Genomic DNA, 18,943 nt, shown 5'->3' with positions numbered 1-18,943 from the left:
CGATCCCGCGACATCCGGAGGAAGAGACATGCTGTTCAGCCGCGTGTTCTCCGCCGTGGAGGCCACCGCGCACTGCGACCTCCCCTGCGGTGTGTACGACCCGGCCCAGGCCCGCATCGAGGCGGAGTCCGTCAAGGCCATCCAGGAGAAGTACCAGGCCAACGAGGACCCGGCCTTCCGCACCCGCGCCATCCTGATCAAGGAGCAGCGGTCGGACCTGGTCAAGCACCACCTGTGGGTGCTGTGGACCGACTACTTCAAGCCGCCGCACTTCGAGAAGTACCCGCAGCTGCACGAGCTGTTCAACAAGGCGACCAAGCAGGCCGGCGCCGCCGGCGGCAAGGGCAGCATGGACCCGGCCGAGGGCCAGAAGCTGCTCGACTACATCGCCGAGATCGACAAGATCTTCTGGGAGACCAAGGCCGCGGCCTGACGAAGGACCCCCTCGCCCCCCCACCGCTCGCTGACGCTCGCGGCGGGACCCTGCGAGGGGGCCGACGGCACGTCCCGACGGCCGGTGGGCACCCGCCCACCGGCCGTCGGCGTCCCCGCCCCGGGCCGGCGGCGCGGACCCAGCGCGCCGGTGGCGGGTGCCCGGGCCCGCGGAGCGGCCCCGGTACCGTCGCACCTCGATGCGCATCGACCGGGCCGGGTGGCCCTTCATCACCGGACCCCTCGGCCCCGCCGCCGTGCTGGCCGCCGCCGGCGCGCGGACCGGACGCCGCTGGGCGCGGGTCGCCGCCTGGCCGTTCCTCGCGCTCTCGGCCTACATGCTGCTGTTCTTCCGCGACCCCGAGCGGCCCTGCGACCGCGTCGAGCCACCGGCCGACGTCGTCCTGTCCCCCGCCGACGGGATGGTCATGGTCGCCGGGGAGCCGCAGGAGGGCGTGGCGCCCGAGCCCGCGCCGCCGGGCGGCTGGCAGCAGGTCAGCGTCTTCCTCTCCGTCGTCGACGTGCACGTCAACCGCTCGCCCTACCGCGGTGAGGTGGTGGAGAGCTCCTACCGCAAGGGCAGCTTCCTGGCCGCCTACCGGGCGGAGTCGGCGCACCGCAACGAGCGCAGCGAGCTGTGGCTGCGGGACGGCGACCGGACCGTCGTCTTCCGCCAGCTCGTCGGGGTGCTCGCCCGCCGCATCGTCACGCGCACCGGCGTCGGGCAGCGGCTGGCCACCGGCGAGCGGTTCGGGCTGATGAAGTTCGGCTCGCGGATGGACGTCTTCCTCCCCGCCGAGTGCGAGATCACCGTGCGGAAGGGCCAGCGCGTGCGCGGCGGGGACACCGTCATCGCCCGCTGGCCCGCCGCCGGCTGAGGGCCCCCGGTGCCCAGTTCCGCGTCGGGCGAGGGCCGCGCGCCCACCCGGCGGCTCGCGACCGTCGAGTTCGTCCGCGGCTCGGTCCGGGGCAGCCGCCGCCGGGCCCTCGCCACGCTCCCCAGCCTGTTCACGCTCGGCAACATGATGTGCGGCTTCGCCGCGATCCTGGTCTCGATCCGCGGGCAGTTCTCCCTCGCCGCGGTGCTCATCGGCCTGTCGGTGCTCTTCGACATCGCCGACGGCGCGGTGGCCCGGCTGGTCCGCGCGGTCAGCGCCTTCGGCCTGCAGTTCGACTCGCTCGCCGACCTCGTCTCCTTCGGCCTGGCCCCGGCGCTGCTGGCCTTCACGCTGTTCTCCGAGGGCCGCGACGAGTGGGACCCGCTGGGCTGGGTCGTGTGCTTCCTGTGGGTGGCGTGCGCGGCGATCCGGCTGGCCCGCTTCAACACCACGGTCGACCCGACGGCCGACAAGCGGTACTTCACCGGCATGCCCAGCCCCGGCGCGGCCGGCGTCGTGCTGGCCTCCGTGTTCGCCTTCGGCGACCAGATGCAGGGCCGCGACCGGCTGTGGGTGCTGCTCATCGTCGCCGTCCCGGCGCTGCTGATGGTGAGCACCGTCCGGTTCCGCTCGTTCCGGTCGCTGGTGAGCCCGAAGAGCGGCCGCCCCTACGGGCTGGTCGCCGCCGCCGTCGCGCTCGTCGTCGGGTTCGCCACCGTCCCGGTGGTCACCGGCTGCGTGCTGGCCTACGGCTACCTGCTCGCGCCGGTGCTCAACCCGGTGCTGTCCCCGCTCGGCCGGCTGGTCCCGGAGCGGGTCCGGGAGGTGCTCACGTGACCGTCCGCCGCATCGAGCCCGGCGACGTCGCCGCCGTCGTCGGCCTGGTGCGGGAGCTGGCCGAGTACGAGGAGTCCGCGCACGAGGTGCGGCTCACCAAGGAGCAGCTGTCCGGCGCGCTGTTCGGCGACTCCCCCGCCCTGTTCGGCCACGTGGCCCTCGGCCCGGACGGCGCCGTCGTCGGCACCGCCCTGTGGTTCCTCAACTTCTCCACCTGGCGCGGCACGCACGGCATCTACCTCGAGGACCTGTACGTGCAGCCGCGGCACCGCGGGACGGGCCTCGGGCGGGAGCTGCTGCGCACGCTGGCGGCCACCTGCGTCGAGCGCGGCTACGACCGGCTGGAGTGGTCGGTCCTCGACTGGAACGAGCCCTCGATCGCCTTCTACCGGGCGGCGGGCGCGGTGCCGATGGACGGGTGGACGGTCTTCCGGCTCACCGACGACGCCCTGACCGGCTTCGCGGCCGATCGGCGCGGTACGGCAGGCTGAGCGCGTGACGATCGAGCGCGGGCCCGCCGAGTGCTGGCTCACCGACATGGACGGCGTCCTCGTGCACGAGGGGCAGGCGCTACCGGGGGCGGCGGAGTTCCTCGCCCGGCTGGTGGAGCGGCGGCGCCGCTTCCTCGTCCTCACCAACAACTCGATCTTCACGCCGCGCGACCTCGCCGCCCGGCTGTCGCGGTCGGGCCTGCAGGTGCCCGAGGAGTCGATCTGGACGTCGGCCCTGGCGACGGCGGACTTCCTCGCCACCCAGCTGCCCGGCGGCTCGGCCTACGTCATCGGCGAGGCGGGCCTGACGACGGCGCTGTACGAGGCCGGCTACACCCTCACCGACACCGCGCCCGACTTCGTCGTGCTCGGCGAGACCCGCACCTACTCGTTCGAGGCGATCACCCGGGCGATCCGGCTGGTCGACGCGGGCGCCCGGTTCATCGCCACCAACCCCGACGTCACCGGCCCCTCCCCGGAGGGCCCGCTGCCCGCGACCGGGTCGGTGGCCGCGCTGATCACCGCCGCCACCGGCGCCAAGCCCTACTTCGTCGGCAAGCCCAACCCGATGATGTTCCGCAGCGCCATGAACCGCATCGAGGCGCACTCGGAGACCACCGTGATGATCGGCGACCGCATGGACACCGACGTCGTGGCCGGCATCGAGGCGGGCCTGGAGACCTTCCTCGTGCTCACCGGCTCCACGACGGCGGCCCAGGTGGCGCAGTTCCCGTTCCGGCCGAGCCGGGTGCTCGACTCGATCGCCGACGTCGTCGACCTGGTCTGACGGCCCGCGCCGGCGGTCAGCGGTCAGCGGTCAGCGGTCGAGGAACGCCAGCCGCGCCTCGGGGGTGGCCAGCAGGTACAGCTCGGTGAGCGCCAGCACGATGAGCGGAATGCCGAGCAGCGGCTGGCCGCCGGGGAACGCGGTGCTGTAGCCGAACAGCCCGAGCAGCAGCTGCAGGACGACGACCGGGCCTCGGGACCACCCCGCCAGCCGGCGCAGCCCCGCCGCGGCGAAGGCCAGGGCGACGCCGAAGAGGGCCACGTACACGACCTCGGCCAGCGCCCGGCCGACGCTGTCGGGGTCGCTGGTGAGGGTCAGCCAGAGGATCACCAGCGCGCCGCCGAGCAGCAGCGCGGCCTCGACGGCGGCCACCAGCGCCGCACGCCGGACCGCCGACGGGGCCTCGGGGGCGGGCGGCCGGGGCGGGCGCGACGAGGGCTGCGCGGCGCCGCCGAAGAGCCGCTCGGCCCGGCCGGGGCGGCGCGGGGTGTCCTCCTCCGTCACACGAGCGAGGCTACGCGTCAGCAGGAACGCACCGGCCGCGTCCGTGCCGGTCAGCGGCCCGGGTGCTGGTTAGCCTGACCACATGCGTGCGCTCGTGGTGGCCAACCCCGCGGCGACGACGACGAACGGCCGGGTCCGCGACGTGCTCGTGGGCGCGCTGGCCAGCGAGCTGAAGGTCGACCTCGCGGAGACCACCCACCGCGGGCACGCCCGCGAGCTCGGGCACCGGGCGCTGGCCGAGGGCTTCGACGTCGTCGTCGCGCTGGGCGGCGACGGCACCGTCAACGAGGTCGTGAACGGCCTGCTCACCGACGGCCCGGGCGCGCACGTGCCCACCCTCGCCGTCGTCCCCGGGGGCTCCACCAACGTGTTCTCCCGGGCGCTGGGCCGCTCCCGCGACCCGGTCGAGGCGACCGGCGAGATCCTCGACGCGCTGCGCGCGGGCCGGACACGGCGGGTGTCGCTGGGCACCGCCAGCGCCACCGGCGCGAGCACCACCCCCGCCCGCGGCGTCGACGAGCGCGTCGCCGTGGCCGCCGCCGAGGCCGGCGCGGCCGAGCACGACGGGTGGACCGGGCCGCGGTGGTTCGTCTTCGCCGCAGGCCTCGGCTTCGACGCCGACGTGATCGCCCGCGTGGAGGCGCAGCGGGCACGCGGCCGGCGCTCGACCGGGGCGCTCTACGTCCGGGAGGCCACCCGCGCGTTCGTGCTCGGCCGCGAGCGGCGGCGCCCGGCGATGACGCTGACCCGGCCCGGGGAGCCCGACCTCGACGGGCTCTTCCTCTGCCTGGTCTCCAACGTGAGCCCGTGGACCTACCTGGGCGCCCGGCCGGTGAACCCCAGCCCGCAGGCCTCCTTCGAGACCGGGCTGGACGTGTTCGCGATGGGCCGGATGGGCGTCCTGCGGATGCTGCACCACTCCCGCCAGGTGCTGGCCCGCCGTCCCGACGCGCGCGGCCGCGGCGTGCACCGCCTGCACGACCTCGACGGGGTCACCCTCACTGCGTCCCGGCCGCAGGGCTGGCAGCTCGACGGCGACCACCTGGGCACCGCGACCGGCCTGCGCGTGCGCTCGGTGCCCGCGGCGCTGTCCGTCGTCGCCTGATCCCCGCGCCGGGCGTCCGGGCTCGCTGCCCGGCCCGGCCGCGGCCTCCCGCGCCCCTGTCCGACCTCGCGTCGCGGTGCCCGACCTCGCCCCGCAGCGCGAGGTCGGGCACCGTGCGGCGAGGTCCGCGCGGACGGGCGGCGGAGGGGTGGCGGGCGTCCCTCACGCACGTCGCGGAGCGCCTGTCAACGAACCCGGCACTGCCGAGTGGCGGCCCTAGCACGCCCGTGGTGAGGTTGCTCACGCGGGGTCGACCCGAGACCCTCACGCGCTTGACACGCGGTCCTCAGGTGAAAACATCGCGAGAGGAAAGCAACCTGCCGGTAACAAACGGCAGGCGGTCGCTGGAACGAGGCGCTGGGCAACCGGTGTCGCGCCCGCGCGAGCGGCCCGTGGTCAGCGATCCGCACGCACAACGTAGTCGACACCGAGGAGTGCACCGACATGGACTGGCGCCACCGCGCCCTCTGCCGGGACGAGGACCCGGAGCTGTTCTTCCCCATCGGGACGACCGGCCCCGCCCTCGTGCAAGTCGAGCAGGCGAAGGCCGTGTGCCGTCGCTGCTCCGTCGTGGAGTCCTGCCTCGACTGGGCCCTGCGATCCGGCCAGGACTCGGGCGTGTGGGGCGGGCTCTCCGAGGACGAGCGGCGCGCGCTCAAGCGCCGCCAGTCCCGGACCCGCGTCCGCGCCTGACACACCCGCACCACCACGCCGCGAGGCCGGTTCCCCACCCGGGGGACCGGCCTCGCGGCCGTTTCAGCGGCGGTCGCGGCCGGCGTTGGGGAGCTCGAGCACGACCTCGGTGCCGGGGCGGCCGGGCCCCGGCGGGTCGGCCGGGGTGGTGGCGTGCAGCGCGCCGCCGAGCTCGCTGGTGACCAGCGTCCGCACGATCTGCAGGCCGAGCCCCTCGCTGTGCGCCGGGTCGAACCCCTCGGGCAGCCCCTGGCCGTCGTCACGCACCCGCACGACCAGGTCGTCGCCGTCGCGCTCGGCCACCAGCTCGATCGAGCCGGGCGGGCCGTCGGCGGGGAACGCGTGCTCGGCGGCGTTCTGCAGCAGCTCGGTCACCGCCATGACCAGCGGCGTCGCCGTCGCCGCGGGCAGCTCGCCGAAGCGCCCCACCCGCCGGGTGCGCGCCGCCGGGCCGATCGAGGTGAGGTCGCCGAGCATCGGCAGCACCTGGTCGATGACGTCGTCGACGTCGACGACGTCCTCCCGGCTGCCCGCCAGCGTCTCGTGCACGACGGCGATCGAGGCCACCCGGCGCACCGACTCCTCCAGCGCCGCGCGCGCCGCCGGCTCGGTCATCCGGCGCGCCTGCAGCCGCAGCAGCGCGGCGACCGTCTGCAGGTTGTTCTTCACGCGGTGGTGGATCTCGCGGATCGTCGCGTCCTTGGTGAGCAGCGCCCGGTCGCGGCTGCGCAGGTCGGTCACGTCGCGCACCAGGACCAGCGCGCCCTCCTCCGCGCCCGGCGCCTGCAGCGGCAGCGCCCGCACCAGCAGCACCGCCGAGGCCCCCTCGACGTCGGTGGGGTCGGGGAACCGCCCCGCCACGGCAGCGGCGATCCCCGCCGCGGCGGCCTCGCCGGCCACCCGGTCCCAGGCCGCCGAGCGCGTCAGCCTCGCCAGGTCCGCCCCGACGAGGTCGCCGGTCACCCCGAGCCGCCGGTAGGCCGACAGGGCGTTGGGGCTTGCGTAGACGGCCCGCCCCGACGCGTCCAGGCGCACCAGCCCGTCGCCCACCCGCGGGCTCATCTCGGCGTCGAGCAGCTTCTCCGGCGGGAAGGTGCCCGCCGAGACCATGAGGCAGAGGTCGGCGGCGATGTCGAGGTAGGTGAGCTCCAGCGTCGACGGCGACCGGGTGACGGCCAGGTTGGTGTCCTTCGCCAGCACCGCGACGACGACGCCGTCGTGCCGCACCGGGATGATCTCCCGCCGACGGGGCGCGGTGCCCGACCAGTCGACGTCGCCCTCGGTCACCGGGCGGCCCTCGCGGTGCGCCAGCCGGAACGCGTCGGCGCCGGGGCCGTCGACCTCGCTGCCCACCAGGTCCTCGGGCTGGCTGGTCGGCGCGGTGAGCGGCCGCACCTGCGCCACGCACCACCACGCGCCGGTGCGCAGGGGCACCCACAGCGTGAGGTCGGCGAAGGCCAGGTCGGCCAGCAGCTGCCAGTCGGCCACCAGGCGCCGGGCGTGGTCGACCTGAGAGGGGGCGGTCGCCGAGCCGCGGTGCAGGCGTTCGGAGAGGGTGCTCATGGTGCCCCCGAGCGTAGGTGGGGCCGCTGCCTAGGCTCGGCGGACGTGGCGCTCCCCTCCCCGCTCCCCTCCCCGGTCCCCTCCGCCGTCCCGTCGCCCGTGCGGGTCGAGGACGCCGTCCCCGCCGACTGGCCGCGCATCGCGGAGCTCACCGCCGGCGTCTACCGCGACGAGCGCCTCGCCTCCGACGAGTACCAGGCGGAGCTGGCCGACGTCGCCGGGCGGGCGGGCCGCTCGCAGCTGCTCGTGGCCCGCGACGGCGGGGTCGTGGTGGGCGCGGTGGCCCTCGTGCTGGAGGGCGACTTCGGCGAGGTCACCGGCTCCGACGACGAGGCGGCGTTCCGCATGCTCGTCGTCGACCCCGCGGCCCGCGGGCGCGGCGTCGGCGAGGCGCTGGTGCGCACCTGCCTCGACCGGGCACGGGCCGCCGGCAAGCGGCTCATGGTCCTCTCGACCGACCCGCGGATGACCGCCGCGCACCGCATCTACGGCCGGCTGGGCTTCACCCGGCTGCCGGAGCGCGACTGGAGCCCGCGCCCGGGCATCGACCTGCTGGTGTACGCGCTGGAGCTGTGAGCCTCAGGCGTCGCCGACGGTGGCGATGAGGTCGCCCTCCTGCAGCACCTCGCCCTCGACGACGTGCAGCTCCTGCACGACGCCGGCGCGCTCGGTGAGCACGGGGATCTCCATCTTCATCGACTCGAGGATCACCAGCGTGTCCCCCGCCGCGACCTCGGTCCCCGGTGCGACGAGGACCTTCCAGACGCTGGAGACCATCTCGGCGTGGATCTCCTCGACCGCCACGCGGCACCCCCTCGGTTCGGAGACCCCATCCAACCAGGCCGGGTCCCCGGCGGCGGCGGGAGCGGGCCTCAGGCGCCCGGCGCCGGGTCGCCCGCGGCCAGCCGGTCGAGGACCGCGCACACCTCAGCGCCGTCGTGCGGGACGCCGGCGTCGGGCAGGTCCGACAGGGCCGCACCGGCGGCGCGGGCCGCGGTGGCGGTGTCGGCCGCGCCGGCGCTGACGGTGGTCAGCAGCGCGTCGTACCAGGGGTCGAGGCGGTCGCCGGGGTCGTAGCCGCTGACCGCGACCACCTCGGTCTCGCCCGCGGCGCCGCGCAGCCGCCCGGAGGCGGGCAACCGGCCGGTGACCCGGCCCGCGCGTCCGGGCGCCAGCGTGGAGCGCAGCTGCACGGCGACGGCGGCCCGCGGCGGGTGCTCCTCGGCCGTGCGGCGGCGCGGCGCCCGGCGGCCCGCGGCGGTGGCCAGCGCCAGGTCGACGGCGTCGACGCGGTGCGCGCGCTCCAGGACGGCCATGTCGAGGGAGAACCCGGCCGCGACCTCGCCGAGCTCGCCGTCCTCGGAGACACCGACGGTGACCAGCCCCCGCCAGCCGACGTCGACCAGCCGCTTCGCGCCCATCGGCACCTCGCCGGCCGGGTCGGGCGTCCAGGACACGCGGGCGATGCCGGCGGCGCGGTCACGGGCGACCGCCGTCGGGTAGCGCAGGCCCTCCTCGGTGACCAGCGCCAGCAGGCCGTGCTCGCTGGCGGGCTCCACGCCGTCGCCGCCGAGCCGCTCGAGCACCTCGGCGGGCGGCCCGACCCAGGTCAGCCCGGCGGCGGCGACCTCGGCGGCCAGCGACGCGTTGCCGGCCAGCGCCGGCGGCACGGGCAGCACCGCGCCCGCGCCGCTGCGGCGGGCGGCCTCGACCACCCGGTCGACGGCGAGGTAGGACTCCGCCGCCGGCGCGGGGCCCAGCAGCACGGCGTCGTCGGCCAGGCGGACGTGCCGGGCGCTGCGCTCGGCCTCCGAGTAGACGGCCACCGCCTTGACCCCGAGCCGGGAGCAGGCCGCGATCACCGCACAGGCGGCGGGGCCCCGCCCCGCCACGAGCACGCTCTCGATCCCGTGCTGCGCCACGCTCCGGTCCTCCCCGTCCCGAGCCGGGTCCCCGTCGTCCCGGCTGCCCTCATCGTGCCCCCCGCCCCCGACACCCGCCGCACCGGCCGGGGCGCTCTCCCCCGCCTGTGGGACCCTGGAGGCAGACCCGGCGGTCGCCTCCCGGCGCACCGCGACCCGACGACGGAGGAAGGAGGGCAGCGATGTCCAAGCGCGGACGCAAGCGTCGCTCCCGCAAGGGGAACAAGGCCAACCACGGCAAGCGCCCCAACGCCTGAGCGCGAACGCAGCAGCGCCCCGCACCGGAGTCCGGTGCGGGGCGCTGTCGCGTGCGGGGTCAGTCCTCGAGGTCGACCCGGACCACCTCGGTGCTCACCTGCTCGACGCTGACGTGCGTGCCGTCCTCGTCGAAGGAGACCGTGGTCAGCTGCAGCTTGATCCGGTCGCGCAGGCCCAGCGGCGTGGGGTCGCCCCCGCAGCGGCGGCGGACCAGCGCCTTGAACTCCTGCTCGATGCCGAACTGCCGCAGGCACGGCGAGCAGTCCTCGAGGTGCTCGGCGATGACGGCCCGGCGGGCGTCGTCGGTCTCGTGGTCAAGGAACTCGAAGACGTGCGAGAGGACGTCGTCGCAGGAGGTGGCGTGCTCGTGGTCGGTGGTCACGACCGGCCCTCCTCGGCGGCGCCGGCGCGGACGAAGCCGCGCTCGCGGGCGTAGTCGGCCAGGAGCTTCTGCAGGCCCCGCCGGCCGCGGTGCAGCCGGGACATCACCGTGCCGATGGGCGTGCCCATGATCTCGGCGATCTCCTTGTAGGCGAAGCCCTCGACGTCCGCGAGGTACACCGCCAGGCGGAAGTCCTCCGGCAGCTGCTGCAGGGCCTCCTTGATGTCGGAGTCCGGCAGGTGGTCCAGCGCCTCGATCTCGGCCGACCGCAACCCGCTGGAGCTGTGCTCCTCGGCGGCGTACAGCTGCCAGTCCTGCACCTGGTCGGTGGGGTACTGCTGCGGCTGACGCTGCTTCTTGCGGTAGCTGTTGATGTAGGTGTTGGTCAGGATCCGGTACAGCCAGGCCTTGAGGTTCGTGCCCTCGGCGAACTGGTGGAACGCGGAGTAGGCCTTGACGAAGGTCTCCTGGACCAGGTCCTCGGCGTCGGCGGGGTTGCGGGTCATCCGCAGCGCCGCCGGGTAGAGCTGGTCGAGGTAGGGCAGCGCGTCGCGCTCGAAGCGGGCGTCGCGCTCGGCCCGGGTCTCGGCGACCTCGGTGCGGCTGCCGCCCTCGCGGGCCTCCGGCACCTCCACCGGCGCCCCCGGGACCTGCGTCTCGACGGGCTCGACGGCGGGGTTCCCGCCCGCGGACTCCTCAGGCACCGACCGTCCTCTCTGCGGCGCCCGGGTGCGGGCGACCACGTCAGACGATCCTAGTCGCGCGGCGTCGGGCCGGCCCGGGGGCCGCCGGCGCGAGGCCCGCGTGCGGGCGAGGGAGACGGTGCTGCTCACGGTCGCTGCAACGGTCCCCCCGGGGGCGTCATTCCCCGCCGGGCCGTCCACCTGCGGAACCCGGCGGCGCCGCGGGGAGGCGCTGGCTACGCTGCCCGGCCGTGGCGGCGACCCCCGCGGTGCGGGCTCTGGAGAAGGCCGGCGTGGCGCACACGCTGCACCCCTACGACCCGGAGCATCCCTCCGACCAGGGGCACGGCGAGGCCGCGGTGGCCGCGCTGGGCGCCGATCCGCGCCAGGTGTTCAAGACGCTGGTCACCCGGGTCGACGGCGTCCTGACCGTCGCCGTCGTCCCGGTGGCCGGCACCCTCGACCTCAAGGCGCTCGCCACCGCGGCCGGCGGGCGGAAGGCCGCGATGGCCGACCCCGCCGACGCCGAGCGGACCACCGGCTACGTGCTGGGCGGGATCAGCCCGCTCGGCCAGCGCAAGGCGCTGCCGACGGTGGTCGACGACTCGGCGCTGGGGTTCGCGACGGTCATGGTGAGCGCCGGCCGCCGCGGCCTGCAGGTGGAGCTGCCGCCAGCCGAGCTGGTGCGCCTCACCCGTGCCCGCACCGCCCCGATCGGCCGCTGCTGAAGGACCTCCCTGCCCCCCACCACTCGCACGCTCGCGGCGGGCCCCTGCAGGGAGGCCGCGTGGACCGGAAGAGTCCTCCTGGTCAGGCGTCCGGGGCGCCGTAGGGGGTGAGCAGCTGGTCGACCGGCGCGGCGTCGTCGGTGAGCACCCGGGCGTCGCCGGCGAAGGCGGCCACCTCGTCGGCCGAGGCCACCTGCCACGTGGAGTCCTGGGCCAGCAGCGCCTCGGCCAGCGCCACCTCGTCGAGCGGCCGGTGCGAGGCGACGGCGACCAGGTTGCCGCCGTCCTCCCCCGCGAGCACCGGCGCCCGGGCCAGCAGCAGCACGGACGGCCACACCTCGCGCATGGTCGCCAGCTCCGCGCGGACGAACGACAGCGGCGGGTGGTCGATGAGGTTGGCGACGTAGACGCCGTCGTCGGTGAGCGCGCGGTCGACCAGCCCGAGCGCCTCCACGGTGGTCAGCTGCCACGGGACCGACAGCCCGCCGAACGCGTCGCCGACGACGAGGTCGCGGGTGCCGGCGTCCTCGTCGGCCAGCCCCACCCGCGCGTCGCCGACCCGCACCTCGAGCTCCGCGGACTCCTCGAGCCCGAGCCGCTCGCGGTCGATCTCGACGACGCCGGGGTCGACCTCCAGCACCCGGCTCGTGGTGCCCGGCCGCACCTCGGCGAGGTAGCGCGGCACCGTGGCCCCGCCGCCGCCGAGGTGCAGCGCCGACAGCGGCTGCCCGGCCGGGGCGAGGACGTCGGTGACCGCGGCGATCGCGCGGACGTACTCGAACTCCAGGTACGTCGGGTCGGCGAGGTCGACGTAGCTGTGCCGCAGCGTGTCGAGCACCAGCACCCGGCCGGTCTCCCGCTCGGGGTCGGCCACCACGCGGGCGCAGTGGTAGGCGGTCTCCTCCTCGCACGGCGTGGGCGCGACCGCGGCCAGCAGCGACCCGGCCACCGCGAGCAGCAGGAGCGCAGCCGGCAGCCGCCCGGCGCCGGCGGGGGCCGAGCGGCGCAGCAGCACGAACACCGCGATCCCGGCGAGCACGGTGACCAGCCCGGTGCCCACGAGGATGCCGCTGCTCGGGAACACCGCGACCAGCACGAACCCGGTGGCGAAGGTGGCCGCGATTCCGCCGAGCGTGCCGATGCCCGACAGCTTCCCGACCACCGCGCCGGTCTCGTCGAGCGAGGCCAGCTGCAGCTTGACCACCATCGGCGGCACCGCCGACAGCAGCGCGGCGGGCACCACCACGGCCACGGCGGCCAGCAGCAGCACGCTCCCGGCGTCGGCCCCGGTGAGGAACGACCCGGCGAAGCGGACCAGCGGCAGGACGGCGACCACCAGCGCGCCGCCGGCCACCAGCAGCGGCGCGATGAGCTGCCGCGGGTCGCGCCGGTCGGCGGTGGCGCCGCCGGCCCACGCGCCGATCGCGATGGCGGCCAGCGCGAAGCCGATGACGGCGGTGTTGGTCTGCAGCGTGATGCCGACGTAGGGCGCGATCAGCCGCAGCCCGACGATCTCGAGCACCAGCACCGCCCCGGAGGACAGGAAGGTGACCCCGGCGGCCACCCACCCGGGCAGCGCGGCGCCGGCCGGAGCGGGCGGGTCGGTCGACGGGACGGCGGGCGCGCGCTCGCTCAGGGCAGGTCTCCTCAGAAGAGCGCCGGCTGGTCGGCGGGGGCGCTGGCGCCCTCCACCCGGGTCAGCAGCTCGGCGCCGTTGTTGCGGACGTTGTTCACCGCGGTGCCGACGGGGCGCAGCTCCAGCGCCTCGACGACCTCCGTCGGGGTCGGCTCGGTGAGCGCCTCGACGTCGTCGCGGGACGGGTCGAGCCAGTCGGCCCAGCGCTCGCGGGGCAGCACCAGCGGCATCCGGTCGTGGATGTCGGTGAGCGCCCCCACGGCCGGGGCGGTGACCACGGTGCAGGTGTAGAGGCGGTCCTCGCCCTTCCCCCACACCTCGTACAGCCCGGCCATGGCGAGCGTCGACCCGTCGGCCGGGTGGATGAAGAAGGGCTGCTTGCCCGGGGAGTCGAGCCGCTTCTGCCACTCGTACCAGCCGTCGGCCGGCACCAGGCAGCGGCGCGAGCGCGCGGCCGAGCGGAAGGCCGGCTTCTCGGTGAGCGACTCGACGCGGGCGTTGAGCAGCCGGTTGCCGATCGAGGCGTCCTTGGCCCACGAGGGCACCAGGCCCCAGCGCACCGCCCGCAGCTCGCGGTGCCCGGCGCCGGTGGGGCTGCCCTCGGCGTCGCGCTCCCGCTTGGTGCGGACGACGTACACGTCCTTGGTGGGCGCGACGTTGAAGTCGGCCCGCAGCGGCTCCTGCCCCTCGGCGGGGACCGCCTCGAACTCGACCACGAGGTCCTCGGGACGGCGGCTGGCGGCGTAGCGACCACACACGGCTGGTCCTCCCGGCGGCTGTCGGGCCCGGACGGCGGGCCCGTCGCACCCGACTCTAGGTGGGGGGACCGACGGCGCGACTGCCCCGGGCGGCCGCGGGTAGGCCGGGGGTGGAGTCGACGCCGACGAGAGACGAGGATCACCCAGGTGACCGCCACCCAGAACCCCACGCACGAGCAGCCGAAGACCGCGAGCGAGTCCGCCGAGCGGCGCTACGCGACGGTCAACCCCTTCACCGGCCAGGTCGAGAAGGAGTTCGACTTCACGCCGACCGAGGCCATCGACGGGATCGTCGGGAAGGCGCACGCCGCCTACCAGGAGTGGCGGGAGCGGTCGGTGGAGGACCGCGCCGCCGTGGTCCGCCGCGCCGCCGAGCTGATGGACGAGCGGCGCGAGGAGCTCGCGTCGCTCATCACCACCGAGATGGGCAAGCGCCGCGACGAGGCGACCGGCGAGCTCTACCTGTGCTCGATGATCCTCAAGTACTACGCCGACAACGGCCCCGGCTTCCTCGAGCCCACGTCGATCACGCCGCTCATGGGCAAGGGCGAGGCGGTCGTGGAGACCCGGCCGGTCGGCGCCCTGCTGGCCATCGAGCCCTGGAACTACCCCTTCTACCAGGTGGTCCGCGTGGCCGGCCCCAACCTGGTGCTGGGCAACACCGTCATCCTCAAGCACGCCGAGATCACCCCGCAGTGCGCGGTGGCCATCGAGCAGCTGTTCACCGACGCCGGCGCGCCCGAGGGCGTCTTCACCAACACGTTCCTGCGCATCGAGGACGTCGAGCAGGTCATCGCCGACCCCCGCATCCAGGGCGTCACGCTCACCGGCAGCGAGCGCGCGGGCAGCGCGGTGGGCGCCCTGGCCGGCAAGCACCTCAAGAAGTCGGTGCTCGAGCTCGGCGGCAGCGACCCGTTCATCGTGCTCGACGCCGAGGACATGGCCGCCACGGTGAAGGCCGCGACCATGGGCCGGATGCAGAACACCGGCCAGGCCTGCACCGCCTCCAAGCGGCTGATCGTCACCGAGGAGAACTACGAGCCCTTCGTCGAGGGCCTGCGGCAGGCGTTCGGCACCTTCGCCCCCGGCGACCCGGCCGACAAGGCGACGTCGCTGGCCCCGCTGTCGAGCGAGCGCGCCGCGAAGGACCTGCACGCCCAGATCCAGGACGCCATCGACAAGGGCGCCACGGTCGTCGCCGGCGGCGGGCGCCCCGACCACCCGGGCGCCTTCGTGGAGCCGACGATCCTCACCGACGTCACGCCGGAAATGCGCGCCTACCGCGAGGAGCTGTTCGGCCCGGCCGCCGTCGTCTACAAGGTGAAGGACGCCGACGAGGCGGTCGCGCTGGCCAACGACAGCGACTTCGGCCTCGGCGCCACCGTCATGAGCAGCGACGTCGACCGCGCCCGCGCGGTGGCCGAGCGGCTCGAGGCCGGCATGGTGTGGATCAACCAGCCCACCGGTTCCTCCCCGGAGCTGCCCTTCGGCGGGATCAAGCGGTCGGGTTACGGCCGCGAGCTCTCGGAGCTGGCGATGTTCGAGTTCGCCAACCGGCGGCTGGTCCGCACGGTGCCGGTGAAGAAGGCCGACCGCCCGGTCGGCGGCTGAGCGTGGGCGGAGCGGCGTCGGCCGGGCCAGGCAGGATGGACCCGTGAGCCAGGTCTGGTCGACGCCGCACCGCAGCACCCCGGTCGACGCCGTGGTGGCGCTGCCCGGCTCGAAGTCGATCACCGCGCGGGCCCTGGTGCTCGCCGCGCTGGCCGACGGCCCGAGCCGGGTGGTGCGCCCGCTGCGCGCCCGCGACACCGACCTCATGGCCGCCGGGCTGCGGGCCCTCGGCGTGCGGGTCGACGAGGACGGCGCCGACTGGCTCGTCACCCCCGGCCCGCTGCGCGGCCCCGCCGAGGTCGACGCCGGGCTGGCCGGCACCGTGCTGCGCTTCCTGCCGCCGGTGGCCGCCCTCGCCGACGGCCCGGTGCGGCTCGACGGCGACCCGCGGCTGCGCGAGCGCCCGAACGCCGGGCTGATCGCCGCGCTGCGCGCCCTCGGCGTGGCGGTCGACGACGGCGGCCGCGGCCGGGCGCCGTTCACCGTGCACGGCACCGGCGGGGTCCGCGGCGGCGCGGTGACCGTCGACGCGAGCGAGTCGTCGCAGATCGTCTCCGGCCTGCTGCTGGCCGCCGCCCGCTTCGCCGACGGGATCGACCTGGCGCTGGCCGGCGGGGTGCCGTCGATGCCGCACGTGGAGATGACCGTGGCCGCGCTGCGCGAGCACGGCGTCGACGTCGCGGCCACCGACCGCGGCTGGCGGGTGGCGCCCGGGCGGCTGGCGCCGCTGGACCGCGTCGTCGAGCCCGACCTGTCCAACGCCGCGCCGTTCCTCGCCGCCGCGCTGGTCACCGGCGGCCGGGTCACCGTGCCCGACTGGCCGGCGGCCACCACCCAGCCCGGCGCGCAGCTCGACGCGCTGCTGTCGCGGATGGGCGCCGAGGTGGAGCGCACGCCCGAGGGGCTGCGGGTCACCGGCACCGGCCGGATCGCGCCGCTGGTGGCCGACCTCGGCGACGTCGGTGAGCTGACCCCGGTGCTCGCCGCGCTGTGCGCGCTGGCCGACGGGACCTCCCGGCTCACCGGCATCGGGCACCTGCGCGGCCACGAGACCGACCGGCTGCAGGCCCTCGACGAGGTGCTCACCGCCGTCGGGGCGCGGGTCGAGCAGCTGCCCGACGGCCTGGTGGTCACCCCCGGCCCCGGCCGCGCCGCGCTCGTCGACTCCTACGCCGACCACCGCATGGTGCACGCCGCCGCCGTCCTGGGCCTCGCGGTCGACGGCGTGCGGGTGTCCGGGCCCGAGGCGGTCACCAAGACGCTGCCGGACTTCCGGGAGCGCTGGGCCGCGATGCTCGGGGACGACGTGCTCGGTGCCGACGTGTCCGGGGCTCCCGCCGGGGTGGGCACCTGAGCCCCCGCAGGCTCGACAGCCGGTCGGACGAGGACGACGTCCGGACGCGGCCGAGCCGGCGTGGCTCGCGGCCGCGCACCCGCACCCGCCCGGCGCACGGCGACGCCGTCCCGGGGCTCGTCGTCGCCGTGGACCGCGGCCGGATGACCGTCCGCGTCGAGGGCCCGGACGGCGCCCCCGTCGAGGTCACCGCGATGCGCGCCCGCGAGCTCGGGCGGCACGGCGTCGTCGTCGGCGACCGGGTGCGGCTCGTCGGTGACACCACCGGCCGCCCGGACACCCTGGCCCGGATCGTGGTCATCGAGGAGCGGGCGACGTCGCTGCGGCGCACCGCCGACGACACCGACCCCACCGAGCGGGTCGTGGTGGCCAACGCCGAGCTGCTCGTCGTCGTCACCTCGGTGACCGACCCGGAGCCCGCGCTCGGCTTCCTGGACCGCTGCCTCGTGGCCGCCTTCGCCGGCGGCCTGCAGCCGCTGTTCTGCCTGACCAAGACCGACCTGGCCAGCGCGCAGCCGCTGCTGGACCGCTACGCCGGGCTCGACGTGGACGCGGTGCCGATGTCGCGCGAGGCGCCGCTGGAGCCGCTGCTCGACCGGATCGGCGGACGCACCAGCGTCTTCGTCGGGCAGTCGGGCGTGGGCAAGTCGACGCTGGTCAACCGGCTGGTGCCCGACGCCTTCCGGGCCACCGGCGACGTCAGCAAGATCGGCAAGGGGCGGCACACCTCGTCGTCGGCGGTGCTGTTCGACCTGCCCGGCGGGGGCACGGTCATCGACACCCCGGGCATCCGGTCGCTGGGGCTGGCGCACGTCACCGCCGACGACGTCGTCGCCGCCTTCGACGACCTGGCCGAGGCCGCGGTCGAGTGCCCGCCCGGGTGCGGGCACTCGTCCGACGACCCCGACTGCGCGCTGGACGCCTGGGCCGCGGCCGGCCCGGACAACCGGGAGGAGCGGCTGGCCAGCGTGCGACGGCTGCTCGGCGCCGTCGGCCAGGTCGGCCCGGGGTACTAGGAGGCCACCGTGGAGCAGCAGGTCCACTTCCTCACCCTCGCCACCGCCGACCTCGACGCGGCGCGGCGGTTCTACGTCGAGGGCCTCGGGTGGACGCCGCTGCTCGACGTCCCCGGCGAGATCGTCTTCTTCCAGGTCGCGCCGGGCACGGTGCTGGCCTTCTTCGAGACGGGGAGCTTCGCCCGCGACCTCGGCACCGGCCCGGCACGTCCGGAGGTGTCCGGGGTGACGCTGGCGCACAACGTCGCCGACCGGCCCGCCGTCGCCGCGCTGGCCGACCGGATGGCCGCGCACGGCGGGACGGTGCTCACCCCGCCCGAGGAGGGCGCCTTCGGCGGCGTCTTCCACGCGCTGGTGCGCGACCCGAACGGCGTCGTCTGGGAGGTCGCGCACAACCCCGGCTGGTCCGTCGACCCCGACGGCACGGTGCGGCTGGCTCAGCCGGACTGACGGCCCGGAGCGGCTGCCGGACCCGGACCCGGGCCCGGCGGCCGGGGCAGCGGGACGAACAGGTCGTCGGCCATCGGCTCGTCGACGGCCTCGACCACCACCTCGTGGCCGTCGCCGGCGGAGGTGCCGTCGAGGGCCTCGACGAGGACGCAGACGCCGGTGCCGACGTCCAGCCGGATCCGGGAGGCGGTCGGGTACACGACGTCGCGCGCCTCCCCCCACTCGAGCCGGTCGACGTCCGGGTCGTGCAGCAGGGAGCAGCAGCCACAGCGCGGCTCGTACGAGCCGGTCGTCGCGACGACGGCCTCCCAGGCGGGCCGGCCCCCGTGCTCGACCTCTCGGACCGGGCCGATCTCCAGCGGCGGCCCCGCGGGCTCCCCGGTGTCCCGGTCGCGGCCGTCGGCGAACTCGACGGGGTCCAGCAGGGCGACGAAGCCGTAGTCCTGCCACATCGGGTCCTCGGCCTGCGCGCGGTCCCACGGGCGGACGGCGACCAGCCCGTCGGGGCGCCGGACCGGCTCCCCGGGCGGCTCGGTGGCCGGGGCGACCCCGCCCGCCCACGAGGTGAGCACGACGGTCCCGCTGCCGGGGGACTCGTGGACGACGTCCAGCAGGTCCCCGCCCAGGGTCTCGACGCGCAGCCGGTCCGGGCGCCGCAGCCGGACCCGGACGGCGCCGTCGGACCGCCCGGTGCGGAGGGTGAACCGCAGCGTGCGGAACAGCCACGGCGAGGACCGGGCGAGCGCGCGGAGGTCGTCGGCGTCGGGCACGGGCGGGAGTGTGGCCCCCGGAGGCGGGTCCTGTCCTGCGAGTGGTCGTGCTCTGCCCCGCCGGGCGGGGCAGAGCACGACCCGC

Annotated in this window: 23 protein-coding genes; 14 read left to right on the top strand and 9 right to left on the bottom strand. The window is 75.9% G+C overall.

Going from position 1 to position 18,943, the window contains the following annotated elements; genetic code table 11:
• Nucleotides 1-28 precede the first annotated feature (28 nt).
• From sodN to BUE37_RS17750, 5 genes are all read left to right on the top strand, one after another.
• On the top strand, nt 29-433 hold the full coding sequence (gene sodN / locus BUE37_RS17770) for a superoxide dismutase, Ni (RefSeq protein ID WP_073421650.1): 405 nt from the start codon (nt 29-31) through the stop codon (nt 431-433).
• A gap of 199 nt (nt 434-632) precedes the next feature.
• A complete protein-coding gene (locus BUE37_RS17765) occupies nt 633-1,310 on the top strand; it encodes a phosphatidylserine decarboxylase (RefSeq protein WP_073421649.1) in 678 nt (225 codons plus the stop codon).
• A gap of 9 nt (nt 1,311-1,319) precedes the next feature.
• On the top strand, nt 1,320-2,147 hold the full coding sequence (pssA, locus tag BUE37_RS17760) for a CDP-diacylglycerol--serine O-phosphatidyltransferase (protein ID WP_073421648.1): 828 nt from the start codon (nt 1,320-1,322) through the stop codon (nt 2,145-2,147).
• Complete coding sequence (locus BUE37_RS17755) at nt 2,144-2,638, top strand: GNAT family N-acetyltransferase (protein WP_073421647.1); 495 nt, start codon at nt 2,144-2,146, stop codon at nt 2,636-2,638. Before pssA ends, BUE37_RS17755 begins: the two co-directional genes overlap by 4 nt.
• Nucleotides 2,639-2,642: 4 nt before the next feature.
• On the top strand, nt 2,643-3,425 hold the full coding sequence (locus BUE37_RS17750) for an HAD-IIA family hydrolase (RefSeq protein ID WP_217651295.1): 783 nt from the start codon (nt 2,643-2,645) through the stop codon (nt 3,423-3,425).
• A 30-nt stretch (nt 3,426-3,455) separates the two neighbouring features.
• Here BUE37_RS17750 and BUE37_RS17745 read toward each other — a convergent pair whose 3' ends face one another.
• Nucleotides 3,456-3,929, bottom strand: a complete 474-nt coding sequence (locus BUE37_RS17745; protein ID WP_073421646.1) for a hypothetical protein — start codon at nt 3,927-3,929, stop codon at nt 3,456-3,458.
• A gap of 82 nt (nt 3,930-4,011) precedes the next feature.
• Here BUE37_RS17745 and BUE37_RS17740 point away from each other — a divergent pair, with 82 nt between their 5' ends.
• A complete protein-coding gene (locus BUE37_RS17740) occupies nt 4,012-5,034 on the top strand; it encodes a diacylglycerol/lipid kinase family protein (RefSeq protein WP_073421645.1) in 1,023 nt (340 codons plus the stop codon).
• Nucleotides 5,035-5,478: 444 nt separating this feature from the next.
• Nucleotides 5,479-5,727 (top strand): WhiB family transcriptional regulator, encoded by a 249-nt coding sequence (locus tag BUE37_RS17735; RefSeq protein WP_073421644.1) that lies wholly within the window; start codon nt 5,479-5,481, stop codon nt 5,725-5,727.
• A 63-nt stretch (nt 5,728-5,790) separates the two neighbouring features.
• On the opposite strand, the gene BUE37_RS17730 is transcribed toward BUE37_RS17735, so the two are convergent.
• On the bottom strand, nt 5,791-7,290 hold the full coding sequence (locus BUE37_RS17730; RefSeq protein ID WP_073421643.1) for a sensor histidine kinase: 1,500 nt from the start codon (nt 7,288-7,290) through the stop codon (nt 5,791-5,793).
• A gap of 45 nt (nt 7,291-7,335) precedes the next feature.
• On the opposite strand from BUE37_RS17730, the gene BUE37_RS17725 reads away from it, so the two are divergent.
• Nucleotides 7,336-7,866 carry a GNAT family N-acetyltransferase gene (locus tag BUE37_RS17725; RefSeq protein WP_073421642.1) on the top strand — a complete coding sequence of 177 codons (531 nt, stop codon included), beginning with the start codon at nt 7,336-7,338 and terminating at the stop codon, nt 7,864-7,866.
• 3 nt (nt 7,867-7,869) lie between these two features.
• Here BUE37_RS17725 and BUE37_RS17720 read toward each other — a convergent pair whose 3' ends face one another.
• Nucleotides 7,870-8,094: a biotin/lipoyl-binding carrier protein gene (locus BUE37_RS17720; RefSeq protein ID WP_073421641.1), complete on the bottom strand. Its 225-nt coding sequence runs from the start codon at nt 8,092-8,094 to the stop codon at nt 7,870-7,872.
• Nucleotides 8,095-8,162: 68 nt separating this feature from the next.
• Nucleotides 8,163-9,212, bottom strand: coding sequence for a biotin carboxylase N-terminal domain-containing protein (locus BUE37_RS17715; RefSeq protein WP_073421640.1), 1,050 nt, complete (start codon nt 9,210-9,212; stop codon nt 8,163-8,165).
• Nucleotides 9,213-9,394: 182 nt separating this feature from the next.
• Here BUE37_RS17715 and BUE37_RS25005 point away from each other — a divergent pair, with 182 nt between their 5' ends.
• Complete coding sequence (locus BUE37_RS25005) at nt 9,395-9,469, top strand: 50S ribosomal protein bL37 (RefSeq protein WP_014377707.1); 75 nt, start codon at nt 9,395-9,397, stop codon at nt 9,467-9,469.
• Between the two features lie 59 nt (nt 9,470-9,528).
• Here BUE37_RS25005 and rsrA read toward each other — a convergent pair whose 3' ends face one another.
• The gene (gene rsrA / locus BUE37_RS17710; RefSeq protein WP_073421639.1) at nt 9,529-9,852 is read right to left on the bottom strand and encodes a mycothiol system anti-sigma-R factor; all 324 of its coding nucleotides are present in this window, start codon (nt 9,850-9,852) and stop codon (nt 9,529-9,531) included.
• Entirely contained in the window at nt 9,849-10,556 is a 708-nt protein-coding gene (locus tag BUE37_RS17705) for a sigma-70 family RNA polymerase sigma factor (RefSeq protein WP_073421638.1), read from the bottom strand. Before BUE37_RS17705 ends, rsrA begins: the two co-directional genes overlap by 4 nt.
• A gap of 230 nt (nt 10,557-10,786) precedes the next feature.
• On the opposite strand from BUE37_RS17705, the gene ybaK reads away from it, so the two are divergent.
• Nucleotides 10,787-11,263 carry a Cys-tRNA(Pro) deacylase gene (ybaK, locus tag BUE37_RS17700; RefSeq protein ID WP_073421637.1) on the top strand — a complete coding sequence of 159 codons (477 nt, stop codon included), beginning with the start codon at nt 10,787-10,789 and terminating at the stop codon, nt 11,261-11,263.
• 82 nt (nt 11,264-11,345) lie between these two features.
• On the opposite strand, the gene BUE37_RS17695 is transcribed toward ybaK, so the two are convergent.
• A complete protein-coding gene (locus BUE37_RS17695; protein WP_245794706.1) occupies nt 11,346-12,827 on the bottom strand; it encodes a fused MFS/spermidine synthase in 1,482 nt (493 codons plus the stop codon).
• An 83-nt stretch (nt 12,828-12,910) separates the two neighbouring features.
• Nucleotides 12,911-13,657 (bottom strand): SOS response-associated peptidase, encoded by a 747-nt coding sequence (locus tag BUE37_RS17690; RefSeq protein WP_073421993.1) that lies wholly within the window; start codon nt 13,655-13,657, stop codon nt 12,911-12,913.
• Between the two features lie 147 nt (nt 13,658-13,804).
• Between BUE37_RS17690 and BUE37_RS17685 the strand changes: the two genes are divergently transcribed.
• The 4 genes from BUE37_RS17685 (at nt 13,805) to BUE37_RS17670 (ending at nt 18,088) form a co-directional block, all read left to right on the top strand.
• Nucleotides 13,805-15,268, top strand: coding sequence for an NAD-dependent succinate-semialdehyde dehydrogenase (locus BUE37_RS17685; protein ID WP_073421636.1), 1,464 nt, complete (start codon nt 13,805-13,807; stop codon nt 15,266-15,268).
• A gap of 43 nt (nt 15,269-15,311) precedes the next feature.
• Nucleotides 15,312-16,622 (top strand): 3-phosphoshikimate 1-carboxyvinyltransferase, encoded by a 1,311-nt coding sequence (aroA, locus tag BUE37_RS17680; RefSeq protein ID WP_073421635.1) that lies wholly within the window; start codon nt 15,312-15,314, stop codon nt 16,620-16,622.
• A gap of 143 nt (nt 16,623-16,765) precedes the next feature.
• Entirely contained in the window at nt 16,766-17,638 is an 873-nt protein-coding gene (gene rsgA, locus BUE37_RS17675) for a ribosome small subunit-dependent GTPase A (RefSeq protein WP_245794704.1), read from the top strand.
• Nucleotides 17,639-17,647: 9 nt separating this feature from the next.
• A complete protein-coding gene (locus BUE37_RS17670; RefSeq protein ID WP_073421634.1) occupies nt 17,648-18,088 on the top strand; it encodes a VOC family protein in 441 nt (146 codons plus the stop codon).
• Here BUE37_RS17670 and BUE37_RS17665 read toward each other — a convergent pair.
• Nucleotides 18,076-18,858 carry a hypothetical protein gene (locus tag BUE37_RS17665; protein WP_073421633.1) on the bottom strand — a complete coding sequence of 261 codons (783 nt, stop codon included), beginning with the start codon at nt 18,856-18,858 and terminating at the stop codon, nt 18,076-18,078. The two genes, BUE37_RS17670 and BUE37_RS17665, sit on opposite strands and share 13 nt — an antisense overlap.
• Nucleotides 18,859-18,943: the final 85 nt, after the last annotated feature.

The organism is Geodermatophilus nigrescens, assembly GCF_900129495.1.
In the GTDB taxonomy this organism is placed as follows: Bacteria; Actinomycetota; Actinomycetes; order Mycobacteriales; family Geodermatophilaceae; genus Geodermatophilus; species Geodermatophilus nigrescens.
Note: the sequence above shows the minus strand (reverse complement) of the source record. Positions and strands in the feature narration are given on the sequence as shown.

What these genes read in the sequence shown, in the direction of transcription:
- sodN (WP_073421650.1), top strand. Translation starts at nt 29, where the DNA reads ATGCTGTTCAGCCGCGTGTTCTCCGCCGTGGAGGCCACCGCGCACTGC.
- BUE37_RS17765 (WP_073421649.1), top strand. Translation starts at nt 633, where the DNA reads ATGCGCATCGACCGGGCCGGGTGGCCCTTCATCACCGGACCCCTCGGC.
- BUE37_RS17740 (WP_073421645.1), top strand. Translation starts at nt 4,012, where the DNA reads ATGCGTGCGCTCGTGGTGGCCAACCCCGCGGCGACGACGACGAACGGC.
- BUE37_RS17735 (WP_073421644.1), top strand. Translation starts at nt 5,479, where the DNA reads ATGGACTGGCGCCACCGCGCCCTCTGCCGGGACGAGGACCCGGAGCTG.
- BUE37_RS17730 (WP_073421643.1), bottom strand. Translation starts at nt 7,290, where the DNA reads ATGAGCACCCTCTCCGAACGCCTGCACCGCGGCTCGGCGACCGCCCCC.
- rsgA (WP_245794704.1), top strand. Translation starts at nt 16,766, where the DNA reads ATGACCGTCCGCGTCGAGGGCCCGGACGGCGCCCCCGTCGAGGTCACC.